The sequence below is a fragment of the Klebsiella sp. WP3-W18-ESBL-02 genome (genome assembly GCF_014168815.1).
Taxonomy (GTDB): Bacteria; Pseudomonadota; Gammaproteobacteria; order Enterobacterales; family Enterobacteriaceae; genus Kluyvera; species Kluyvera ascorbata_B.
Genome location: NZ_AP021972.1, coordinates 3,902,107 through 3,913,745 on the forward strand (window position 1 = coordinate 3,902,107; position 11,639 = coordinate 3,913,745).

Here is an 11,639-nt window from a genome sequence, read left to right on the forward strand (position 1 = left end):
TCCCATTATTAACGCCCAAATTTTTCCTGGCAGCGTGTTTTTTCCGAAAAGCACTTTCCCGCGATTTTTTTTGACTGACTTTTAATTGATTTAAAAGCACTTTTTAAACATCCCCCTCCTCTGCCTAAACATCATCCATGATTAACACTTGATCAGGTAGAACGATCGTTCTACCTTTAAAGCATGAACAGAAAGCCAAGTGACACACGAGAAAAAATCCTCGCCACCGCTGAACAGCTTATCTATCAGAACGGTATCCACGCCACGGGCATGGACCTTCTGGTAAAGACCTCAGGCGTCGCAAGGAAGAGTATTTATCGCTATTTTGCGAACAAGGAGGACGTGGCATCGGCCGCGTTGAATGCGCGTGACGAACGGTGGATGCAGTGGTTCAGAACCGAGTCGGATAAAGGCGAAACGCCTCGGGATCGCATTCTGAACATGTTCACCGTTCTGAAAAGCTGGTTTGAGTCCGAAGGCTTCCGCGGCTGTGCCTTTATCAACACAGCCGGAGAAGTGGGAGACCCGGACGATCCTGTTCGCCAGATAGCAAAAATGCATAAGCAGAAACTGCTGGATTACACGATCGCGCTCTGCGAGCAGCTGCACGCAGAACACCCTGTCGTTCTGGCCAGACAGCTGCTGATGTTGATCGAGGGGGCAATCACCATGACATACGTGATGGGCGATCGGAACGCCGCTGACGACGCACGGGACGTGGCAAACGTTTTGCTGGAACGGCTCTCGGCCGGGCCTGAGTAACGATTAGGGCGATTCCCTAAAACCGACACGAACAGGAATTTTACCATGACTGACACACCCGTACGTCCGCCGCTTCCGCCCTTCACGCTGGAAACGGCCATTGAGAAAGTCCGTCTGGCTGAAGACGGCTGGAACACCCGCGACGCGGCAAAAGTCGCGCTGGCTTACTCGCTGGATACCCAATGGCGTAACCGTACCGAATTCGCGAGTCATCGTGAAGAAGCCGAAGGGTTCCTCGCGCGTAAGTGGAAAAAAGAGCTCGAGTACCGACTCATCAAAGAGCTGTGGGCGTTTGGTGGAAACCGTATCGCCGTCCGTTACGCTTACGAATGGCATGATGACTCAGGTAACTGGTTCCGTTCTTACGGTAACGAAAACTGGGAGTTTGAGGCCGACGGTCTGATGAAACGTCGCTTCGCATGTATCAATGACATGCCAATCAAAGAAAGCGAGCGCAAATTCTTCTGGCCACTGGGGCGTCGTCCTGACGATCACCCAGGCCTGTCTGACCTGGGTCTGTAATGCCTTGAGCTATCACGAGTAAGGCCCGCCACATCCGTCGTGACCGGGCTTTACTCAACCCGTCGGCTTCATCGGCCGGCCGTTTACCCTCTGCTCATTGCTCGCACGCAAATTCAGGGGACACAGCCCCTTCAACATTTTCATTCTTCTCTTTAAACGTGCGACGGGCGAGGTTCCCTCCTGCCTGGCGTTAACACGCATATAAATTTTTTAACAAAAACCGAAACAAATGTTGATAATGAGAAACATTATCTGCAAAATTCTCATTATCACGCCTAATGCATTCTGGACGAGCCGCAGACGCTCGCTGGAAGTGATTTGCCCCCACTCAGGAGATCGCCGTCAGATTCAGCGACGCCGCGGTATCCGGGAAAACTGCAGCGCTACGCTGCTTCTTTAACTCACGGAACGCATTTTTGGGCCGCCCTTTATCGGCCCATGCGCAGGAATGATGATGATGACGATCAAAAAGAGCCTCTGGGCGCTCAACCCTTTACTTCTCGCCATGATGGCACCCGCGGTGGCGCAAACTACCGATGATGAAAGCATGGTGATCTCCGCCAACCGTAGCAACCGCACGGTAGCGGAAATGGCGCAGACCACCTGGGTGATTGAAAACGCCGAACTGGAGCAGCAGATACAGGGCGGTAAAGAGCTCAAAGATGCGCTGGCCCAGCTGATCCCCGGCCTTGACGTAAGTAGCCAGAGCCGCACCAACTACGGCATGAACGTACGCGGTCGCCCGCTGGTGGTGCTGATTGACGGCGTACGCCTCAACTCTTCGCGCACCGACAGCCGCCAGCTGGACTCCATAGACCCCTTCAATATCGAACATATTGAAGTCATCTCCGGCGCGACCTCGCTGTACGGCGGCGGCAGTACCGGTGGCCTGATTAATATCGTGACCAAAAAGGGCCAGCCGGAAACTCAGGTGGAGTTTGAAGCCGGTACGAAAAGCGGCTTCAACAGCAGCAAAGATCACGATGAACGCGTTGCCAGCGCCGTTTCAGGCGGCAACGATCATATTGCCGGACGGCTGTCGGTGGCGTATCAGAAGTTTGGCGGCTGGTATGATGGCAACGGCGATGCCACCCTGCTGGATAACACCCAAACCGGGCTGCAGTACTCCGACCGTCTCGATGTGATGGGTACCGGCACGCTGAATATCAATGACACCCAGCAGCTACAGCTGGTGACGCAGTACTATAAAAGCCAGGGAGACGATGACTACGGCCTGAACCTGGGGAAAGATTTTTCTGCCCTCACCGGTAAAAGCAAACCGTACGTCAGCAGCGGCCTCAGCTCCGACCGTATTCCCGGTACCGAACGCCACCTGATGAGCCTGCAGTATTCCAACAGCGATTTCCTCGGCCAGGAGCTGGTCGGTCAGGTTTACTATCGCGATGAATCCTTGAAGTTCTACCCTTTCCCGAGCGTGGATAAAAACTTCAACCTGACAAGCTTCTCGTCATCGCAGCAGGACACAAACCAGTACGGCGCGAAGCTAACGCTCAACAGCACGCCGTTGGACGGCTGGCAGCTCACCTACGGACTGGATGCCGATCACGAGCGCTTCACCTCTAATCAGATGTATTTCGATAAGCAAAAGGCCAACGCCTCCGGCGGCTTAAACAACCAGCAGATATACACCACCGGACGCTACCCGAGCTACGATATCAGCAACCTGGCCGCGTTCCTGCAGTCGAGCTACGATATCAACGAAATCTTCACCCTCAGCGGCGGCGTGCGCTACCAGTACACCGAGAACCGCGTCGACGATTTCGTGGGCTACAACGAGCAACGTTTAATTGCCGACGGCAGCGCCCGTTCCGCCGACGCCATTCCCGGCGGCTCAACCGACTACGATAATTACCTCTTTAACGCCGGTCTGTTAGTACACCTTACCGAGCGCCAGCAGACGTGGTTTAACTTCTCTCAGGGCGTCGAACTCCCGGATCCGGGTAAATACTATGGTCGCGGGCAATACGGAAAGGCGGTGAACGGCCATCTGCCGCTGGTGAACAGCGTCAACGTCGACGACAGCAAGCTCGAAGGGATCAAGGTGAACTCCTACGAACTCGGCTGGCGCTACACCGGCGACAACCTGCGCACGCAGATCGCCGCCTACTACTCGTTGTCCGACAAAAACGTGCAGGCGAATAAAGATCTGACCATCAGCGTGGTGGACGATAAGCGCCGCATCTACGGCGTAGAGGGCGCGGTGGATTACTTTATTCCAGACAGCGACTGGAGCGCCGGGGGAAATTTCAACGTACTGAAAACCGAATCAAAGGTGGACGGCAGCTGGCAGAAATATGACGTGAAGGTGGCGAGCCCGTCGAAAGCGACGGCCTACATCGGCTGGGCACCGGACCCGTGGAGCCTGCGCGTGCAGAGCACCACGTCCTTTAAGCTGAGCGATGATGCAGGTAATGAGATTGATGGCTACACGACGGTCGATCTGCTTGGCAGCTATGCGTTGCCGGTAGGGAAACTGAGCTTTAGCATTGAAAACCTCTTTGACCGCGACTACACCACCGTCTGGGGACAACGTGCGCCGATGTACTACAGCCCGGGCTATGGCCCTGCCTCGCTGTATGACTACAAAGGCCGTGGCCGGACGTTTGGGATGAACTACTCAGTACTGTTCTGATATGAGAAGCCCTGGGGAGGCGTTGGCAGGGAAGATCTGAAAATATCTTTGATGACTGTACGTTTAACCCTCCCCCTCTCCCCCTCGGAGAGAGGGCCAGAGTGAGGGGGGCAGACACTCGGCCCCCCTTATCCGCGAGCGAACCTTACTTACCGCCCGTTTTCACCGGCGTATCCGGCTTCTTATCGTTACCGGCAATGTACGGGCTCCACGGCTGGGCACGCACCGGTTTATCGGTGTTCCACACCACGTTAAACTGACCGTTCTCTTCGATTTCGCCGATCATCACCGGCTTGTGCAGGTGATGGTTGGTGGCATCCATCGTCAGGGTAAAACCGCTTGGCGCATTGAAGGTTTGCCCCGCCATCGCCGCGCGCACTTTATCCACATCGGTGGTGCCCGCTTTTTCAACCGCCTGTGCCCACATATGGATACCGACATAGGTCGCTTCCATCGGATCGTTAGTCACCACCGTATCCGCATTTGGCAGCTTATGTGCTTTGGCGTAGGCGCGGTAGTCGGCGACAAACTTCGTATTCACCGGATTGCTGACGGACTCGAAGTAGTTCCACGCCGCCAGATGGCCGACCAGCGGTTTGGTATCAATCCCGCGCAGCTCTTCTTCCCCGACGGAGAACGCCACCACCGGCACGTCGGTCGCTTTAATACCCTGATTCGCCAGCTCTTTGTAGAACGGTACGTTGGAGTCACCGTTGATGGTGGAGATCACCGCCGTTTTCCCGCCAGCGGAGAATTTTTTGATGTTGGCAACGATGGTCTGATAGTCGCTATAGCCGAACGGGGTATACACCTCTTCGATATCTTTATCCTGAACCCCTTTCGAATGCAGGAACGCGCGCAGAATCTTGTTGGTGGTGCGCGGATAGACGTAATCGGTCCCCAGCAGGAAGAAGCGCTTCGCGCTGCCGCCATCCTCGCTCATCATGTACTCCACCGCCGGAATCGCCTGTTGGTTCGGCGCCGCGCCGGTGTAGAAGACGTTTGGCGACATCTCTTCCCCTTCGTACTGCACCGGGTAGAACAGCAGGCCGTTTAGCTCTTCGAATACCGGCAGCACCGATTTACGCGAAACCGATGTCCAACAGCCGAACACCACAGCGGCTTTGTCCTGAGTCAGCAGCTGGCGCGCCTTTTCAGCAAACAGCGGCCAGTTGGATGCCGGATCAACCACCACCGACTCCAGCTTCTTGCCCAACACGCCGCCCTTGGCGTTGATTTCATCAATCGTCATCAGCGCCACGTCCTTGAGCGGCGTTTCGGAAATAGCCATCGTGCCCGACAGGGAATGCATAATCCCCACTTTAATGGTGTCTGCTGCGTACGCCTGCAAAGAGAAGCCCATGCTCAAAAAGGTGGCCGACAGGGCAAATGCTTTCAGTAAAGAACGTCTTTTCATGACCAAAACCCCTAAACGATATTGAGTGATAAATGTGCCCCAGCAAAATGGGGCGGAACCACAGCTACGGTGAAACGGGTTGCAAACGGGCCTGCTGAAGCCGGTGTAAGGTTATTTTTCTGACCTCGGCTTTACTCTGGGAAATATGCGCAGTGAGGATCCGCTGCGCCTCTTCCATCTGCTGTTGCGAAATCGCCTGAAGAACCTGGGCATGTTCGCTGTAGGTGGCATCGACCCGGTCCTCGCGGGTAAAGTCGAGGTGGCGGATGATGCGCATTTTCTCGGTCAGTTCCACATGCACGCGGACCATTTCGCTGTTGCCCGTGGCACGCACCAGCGCGGTGTGGAACGCTTCATCCTGACGTGATAGCGCCTTGCCCGGCGCCATCTGCGGTGCGTCGCACCAGAAGGCCAGCAGCGGCGTCAGATGCTCACGCCTGGCCTCAGCCGACATCATGCACAGGCGCTTCACCGCCTCCATCTCAAGGACAATGCGCAAGTCGTACAGCGCCTCAAAATAGGTAAAATCGAACGGTTTTACCTGCCAGCCGCTGCGCGAATACACCTGCACATAGCCTTCATGCTCGAGCCAGAACAGCGCCTGACGTACCGGCGTCCTGCTCGCCGCCATGCGCTCGGAAATTTCGTTTTCGCTGAAGTGCTCGCCCGGCATCAACCGGAAATCAAAAATGTCGTTTTTCAGCGCCAGATAGATTCGCTCAGCTAACCCGGCCTGGCGTTTCTTGCCCACGCAGTCGTTATCATTCGTCATAGACGGCCTCCTGCTCGAGCCACAGCAGCGCGTCGCCGGGGCTGACCGGACGCCCCGGCTGACAGCCGATACGTTTAACGACCCCAGCCTGCGGCGCGTGGATAGCCAGCTCCATCTTCATGGCTTCGACGATGATCAGAGGCTGCCCTGCGTCTACTGCCTCACCCGGGGCCACCAGCACTTTCCAGATATTGCCGTTCATATCGGCGGTCACCGCCAGCGCGCCGTCATCCAGGGTGACGTCCTCGATCGGTAGCGGACTTTCAATCACGGCCTGCTGCTCGTCGAGCTGCCAGCGAGCCACCTCTTCCTCAAACGCGGCGGACTGGCGCTGGCGGAACTGGGCAATATCCTCAGCATGAGCATCGAGGAAGCGCAGATGTTCCTGGAAGTCGAACGTCGTCTCTTCAATACGAACTGCCGCGCGCCCTTCACGGAAATCGTCGCGCAGCCGATCCAGCTCCGTCTCGCTGACCGGATAGAAACGGACCTGGTCAAAGAAGCGCAGTAGCCACGGTTCACCGGCGCTGAACTGCTCGTTTTTGAGGAATTTATTCCAGATAGGCAATGTGCGCCCCACCAGCTGGTAGCCACCCGGCGAGTCCATGCCGTAAATGCACATATACATGCCGCCAATACCGACGGTACCTTCCACAGTGAAGGTGCGCGCCGGGTTATATTTAGAGCTCAGCAGGCGATGGCGCGGATCGACCGGCACGGCGCACGGCGCGCCAAGGTAAACATCGCCAAGGCCAAGAATCAGATAGCTGGCGTCAAAAATTGTCTCCTTCACCGCCTCACGGCTCGCCAGCCCGTTGATACGCTGAATAAAATCAACGTTATTCGGCAGCCACGGCGCGCTGGCGCGGACGGTATCGGCGTAGCGGCTCACGGCGTCCAGCGTCGCGCTGTCCTCAAACGCCATCGGCAGATGCACAATACGCGACGGCACCTTCATCTGGCTGACATCACCAATACGCGCTTCCTGCTCCAGCAGCAGCGCCACCAGCGCCTGTTGGCTGATTTCGCGGCTGTCGTAACGCACCTGCAACGAGCGCACGCCGGGCGACAGCTCTTTAATGCCCGGATGAGCCAGATCGCGCAGATGCGCCATCAGTACGTGAACCCGCAGGCGCAGCGCCAGATCCAGCACGTTTTCACCGTACTCAATCAGGATGTAGTTATCTCCGGCCTGGCGATAAACAATGGCCGGCGACGTAGCGCTGGCTGGCAGAGAAACCAGCCCGGCGGCAGAAACGCCGTCACGGTCGGCCAGCGACGGCACCGGAAACGCGGGCAGCGCGGTGGTTTGCAGCGTTTCGATGCTGCGATCCAGCGCATTTTCACGCGCCACCGCATCTTCCACGCTGATGGGGTAAAAACGGATACGATCGCCCGGCTTCACCTGCCCCACTTTCCACAGCTCGGCTTTGGCGATCGTCACCGGGCAGACAAAACCGCCAAGGCTGGGGCCATCGCGGGTGAGGATCACCGGGAAGTCACCGGTGAAGTTGATGGCCCCGATGGCGTATTCGCAGTCGTGCACGTTGGACGGGTGAAGCCCCGCCTCGCCGCCGTTGGGCCGTGTCCAGCTCGGCTTCGGGCCCACCAGGCGCACGCCGAGGCGGTTGGAGTTGTAATGAACCTGCCAATCGCTGGCAAAAAATGCGTCAATCGCTTCCTGGGTGAAAAAGTCCGGCGCGCCGTGCGGCCCGTAGAGCACGCCAATCCGCCAGATCTCCCCGTAGCGTGGGATCAGCGCCGGCGACAGCGCCCTGGCCTCGCTGATCGGCGCAGGCGTGGTGCAGGCGGCGAGCTCAGGACGAGAAATCGGCAGCTGATCGGCCACCTTCAGCGTGCGCCCGGCGTGTCCGCCAAACTGCCCCAGCGCGAAGGTGGAGCGGCTGCCGAGATACTCCGGCACGTCGAAACCGTTGCGCACCGCCAGATAGCCTCGACAGCCGGTCTGTGCGCGCCCGAGCGTCAGCGTTTGCCCGGCCCTGACCGCTACCGGCTGCCACAGCGCAACGGCCTCGCCATCAAGCTGCGCCTGGCAGTCGGCGCCGGTCAGAGCAATCAGTGCATCGCTGTGGAAATGCAGCACGGGCCCCTGAAGCGTAAATTCCAGCCCCGCCGCCGATTCATGGTTGCCGACAATGCGGTTGGCCAGGCGGAAGGCAAAATCGTCCATCGGGCCTGACGGCGGTACGCCGATATCCCAGTAACCCTGACGGCCGGGGTAATCCTGTATGCTGCTCCAGGTCCCCGGCTGAATCACCTCAACCACCGGCGACTGCGCCACCACGCCGTCGAGCATACGCGTCCATGCCGTACCGTCGACAAAGGCATCGCTGGCGGTAATCTGCCGCAGGTAGTCAAGGTTGGTGGCAATGCCGTGCAGGCGCGTGGCGTTCAGCGCCGTGCGTAGCTTCGCCAGCGCGGCTTCGCGGGTGTCGGCGTGCACAATCAGCTTGGCGATCATCGGATCGTAAAATGCAGAGACTTCGCTGCCGGTGGTCACGCCGGTATCAATCCGCACGTCGTCCGGAAACACCACTTCGGTGAGAATGCCGGGGGCGGGCTGGAAGTTTTTCAGCGGGTTTTCGGCGTAGATGCGCACCTCGATGGCCGCACCCTGCGGTGCCTGAGCCAGCCGCGCCCAGTCGATGGATTCATCAGCCGCCACGCGCAGCATACACTCCACCAGGTCCAACCCGGTCACGCTCTCGGTCACCGGATGCTCAACCTGCAGGCGGGTGTTCACCTCAAGGAAATAAAAGGCATCCAGCGCGGCGTCGTAGATGAACTCAACCGTGCCGGCGCTGCGATAGTTGACCAGTTTGCCTAACTGCACGGCGGCGTTGAGCAACGCGGTGCGGGTGGCGGCTGGCAGGTTCGGCGCGGGCGTTTCTTCCACGACTTTCTGGTTGCGGCGCTGGAGTGAACAGTCGCGCTCGCCGAGCGCCACCACGTTGCCTTTGCCATCGCCAAAAATCTGCACTTCGATATGGCGCGCGCGGTCAACGCAGCGCTCGACGAATACGCCCGCATCGCTAAAGAACTGCTCGCCCAGGCGGCGCACGCTCTCCCAGGCCTGCGCCAGCGTCTCGGCGTCCGCGCAGCGCGTCAGGCCAATACCGCCGCCGCCGGCGGTACTTTTTAACATCACCGGGTAACCAATTTGCTGCGCAGCGGCCAGCGCCTCATCAAGCGAGTTGAGCAGTCCGGTGCCCGGCGTCATCGGTACGCCCGCCTGAGCGGCCAGCTCGCGAGCGCGGTGCTTCAGACCAAACTCGCCAATCTGCTGCGCGGTCGGACCAATAAAAACAATCCCCGCACGATCGCAGGCGTCGGCAAACGCCAGGCTTTCCGAGAGAAAGCCGTAGCCAGGCCAGATGGCCTGCGCCCCGCTTTCGCGAGCGGCGGCAATAATGCGCTCTATTTTCAGGTAGCTGTCGCTCGCTTTCTCGCCGCCCAGCGCCAGGGCGATGTCGGCCTGCTTCACGTGCTCGGCGTTTTTGTCTGCATCTGAGTAAACCGCGACGCTGGTGATCCCCAGACGCTTCAGAGTACGGATGGCGCGGCAGGCAATTTCACCACGGTTAGCAATCAGGACAGTGTTAAACATGGTCGTTCTCCTTGCGGGCAATCCAGTGGCGCCAGCCCTTGAATTCGGTAATGTCCACGGCGTCGTGCAGCGCTGCCGGTTCACAGATAAAGCCTTTTACCCAGCGGCCGTCGCTAAGCTCCAGCGACCCCATCCCCAGCGGGGCCGGGATTTCCGCGACAAATTCACCAAAGCGCGCCAGCGGGATATCCCACAGCTCGACCTCTATCGCCGCACCGGCGGCATCGCGCGCAATGCCCGGCTTCTGCTGCTGGGTGTTGGCCAGCGCAAACAGGCGGTAGTGCGGCGCGGTCTGGGTTGCTTCGACAAACGCCGCGCATCGGGTCGTTAGCTGGAAGTTAAGCGGCATGCCGCGCAGGTGCGCGCCAACGACCGCCACGCGGACGTGCTGTGCGGAGAGCGGCAGCGTGCCTGCGTTCTGGCTGAGCGGCTGCCCGGTGGCGCCCAGCGGCAGCGCCAACTGCTGTTGCCAGCGCAGGCCAAACGCCGCCAGCGCGCGGTCGTGCCATGCCGGGGCGATCAGCGTGATGCCGGCAGGCAGGCCATCGGCGCGCATCGGCGCGGGCAGCGCTAGGGCAGAGAGATCTGCCAGGTTGGTGAAGTTGGTGTAGGTGCCGAACTGCGAGTTAAAGCGAATCGGCTCCTGCTGCATCTCGGCAAGGGTATGGATGGTGGGTGAGGTCGGAACAACCAGCGCATCGACCTCAGCCAGCGCGCGCTGGATTTTTTGCGTCAGCTCGGCGCGCAGATATTCCGCCTTGAAGGCCTCTACGGCGCTGTAGTTCAGCCCGGCGGAGATAATGCGGTGAACGGTAGGATCCATCTGTTCAGGGTGTTGCAGCATCTCGCCGACCGCCGCGGTACGTTCGGCTACCCACGGCCCCTGGTATAGCTGTTCCGCTAGCTGAGAGAAGGCTGAGAAATCAATGGGCTTGAGCGCTACGCCGCTTTCACGCAGCACATCGAGCGCCCGTTCCCAGGCGGCCTGCGCCTGCGTATCACCGAAGAAGTTCAGTACGTCAGGCACGGCAAACACCGGCTGAGCCGGAAGGGCGGCTGGCGCGGTCGCCGGATGGACGCGGGAGTAGGCGTCTTCGGCATCGTAGCCGCCTGCAAGGGTGGCAACGGTAAAAGCATCATCCACCGTCAGCGCAAAGACCGACAGCGTGTCGTTCAGGCGGCAGGCAGGAACCACGCCTTTTGCCGACAACCAGCCTTTCGTCGGCTTGAGGCCGACAATATTGTTGAACCCCGCGGGCACGCGCCCGGAGCCGGCAGTATCCGTACCCAACGCGAACGGTACCAGACCGCGCGCCACCACGGAGGCCGAGCCGGAGCTGGAGCCACCGCTGACGTAGTCGGGGTTAAAGCTATTCACCACCGCGCCGAACGGTGAGCGGGTGCCCACCAACCCGGTGGCAAACTGGTCAAGGTTGGTTTTGCCAATCACGATGGCGCCAGCGGCTTTCAGTCGGGCCACCGCCGTGGCGTCTTCCCCGGCAACGTAGGCAAAAGCCGGGCAGGCCGCGGTCGTCGTCCAGCCCGCGACGTCGACGTTATCCTTCACCGCAAAGGGCACACCAAATAAAGGCAGCGCGTCAGGATCCTCCCGGTAGAGGGGAAGCAACGCGTCCAGCTGCGCCCACAGCTGCTCGTCATTGGCGATCGCCAGCCACGCGTTGTCATCTGTCGCCAGCGCCTGAATATGCGTCTGTAAGAGAGTGAAAACCGCTTCGCTATTTTGTCTGATATCGCGACGCCAGCCGTCCAGCGTTTTTCCAGTCATTAATGCCATCGTTGAATTCCTGTTGGTATACAAGATGGAATTCAATTAGCAAGGGCTGTGCCAGATGTTTAATTCACTGTAATGTAAGGAATTAAAATA

7 protein-coding genes are annotated in these 11,639 nt (G+C 59.0%); 3 read left to right on the forward strand and 4 right to left on the reverse strand.

Features of this window, described 5'->3' with window-relative positions; translation table 11 throughout:
* The first annotated feature begins 183 nt into the window (after window positions 1–183).
* From H7R56_RS18630 to iutA, 3 genes are all read left to right on the forward strand, one after another.
* The gene (locus H7R56_RS18630) at window positions 184–762 is read left to right on the forward strand and encodes a TetR/AcrR family transcriptional regulator (RefSeq protein WP_106930897.1); all 579 of its coding nucleotides are present in this window, start codon (window positions 184–186) and stop codon (window positions 760–762) included.
* A 45-nt stretch (window positions 763–807) separates the two neighbouring features.
* Window positions 808–1,284 (forward strand): nuclear transport factor 2 family protein, encoded by a 477-nt coding sequence (locus H7R56_RS18635; protein ID WP_106930899.1) that lies wholly within the window; start codon window positions 808–810, stop codon window positions 1,282–1,284.
* 457 nt (window positions 1,285–1,741) lie between these two features.
* Window positions 1,742–3,937: a ferric aerobactin receptor IutA gene (iutA, locus tag H7R56_RS18640; protein WP_374956761.1), complete on the forward strand. Its 2,196-nt coding sequence runs from the start codon at window positions 1,742–1,744 to the stop codon at window positions 3,935–3,937.
* A gap of 145 nt (window positions 3,938–4,082) precedes the next feature.
* Here the strand turns inward: iutA and urtA are convergent, their stop codons facing one another.
* The 4 genes from urtA to atzF form a co-directional block, all read right to left on the reverse strand.
* Entirely contained in the window at window positions 4,083–5,354 is a 1,272-nt protein-coding gene (urtA, locus tag H7R56_RS18645; protein ID WP_182928333.1) for an urea ABC transporter substrate-binding protein, read from the reverse strand.
* 64 nt (window positions 5,355–5,418) lie between these two features.
* A complete protein-coding gene (locus H7R56_RS18650; RefSeq protein WP_182928334.1) occupies window positions 5,419–6,126 on the reverse strand; it encodes a GntR family transcriptional regulator in 708 nt (235 codons plus the stop codon).
* Window positions 6,116–9,754, reverse strand: a complete 3,639-nt coding sequence (gene uca / locus H7R56_RS18655) for an urea carboxylase (protein WP_106930907.1) — start codon at window positions 9,752–9,754, stop codon at window positions 6,116–6,118. Before uca ends, H7R56_RS18650 begins: the two co-directional genes overlap by 11 nt.
* Window positions 9,747–11,549 (reverse strand): allophanate hydrolase, encoded by a 1,803-nt coding sequence (gene atzF, locus H7R56_RS18660; protein WP_106930909.1) that lies wholly within the window; start codon window positions 11,547–11,549, stop codon window positions 9,747–9,749. The genes uca and atzF overlap by 8 nt, the downstream gene beginning before the upstream one ends.
* Between the last annotated feature and the right edge of the window lie 90 nt (window positions 11,550–11,639).

Bases quoted from the DNA above. Each gene is read 5' to 3' on its own strand.
- uca (WP_106930907.1), bottom strand. From the start codon at position 9,754: ATGTTTAACACTGTCCTGATTGCTAACCGTGGTGAAATTGCCTGCCGC.
- H7R56_RS18650 (WP_182928334.1), bottom strand. From the start codon at position 6,126: ATGACGAATGATAACGACTGCGTGGGCAAGAAACGCCAGGCCGGGTTA.
- H7R56_RS18635 (WP_106930899.1), top strand. From the start codon at position 808: ATGACTGACACACCCGTACGTCCGCCGCTTCCGCCCTTCACGCTGGAA.
- atzF (WP_106930909.1), bottom strand. From the start codon at position 11,549: ATGGCATTAATGACTGGAAAAACGCTGGACGGCTGGCGTCGCGATATC.
- iutA (WP_374956761.1), top strand. From the start codon at position 1,742: ATGACGATCAAAAAGAGCCTCTGGGCGCTCAACCCTTTACTTCTCGCC.
- H7R56_RS18630 (WP_106930897.1), top strand. From the start codon at position 184: ATGAACAGAAAGCCAAGTGACACACGAGAAAAAATCCTCGCCACCGCT.
- urtA (WP_182928333.1), bottom strand. From the start codon at position 5,354: ATGAAAAGACGTTCTTTACTGAAAGCATTTGCCCTGTCGGCCACCTTT.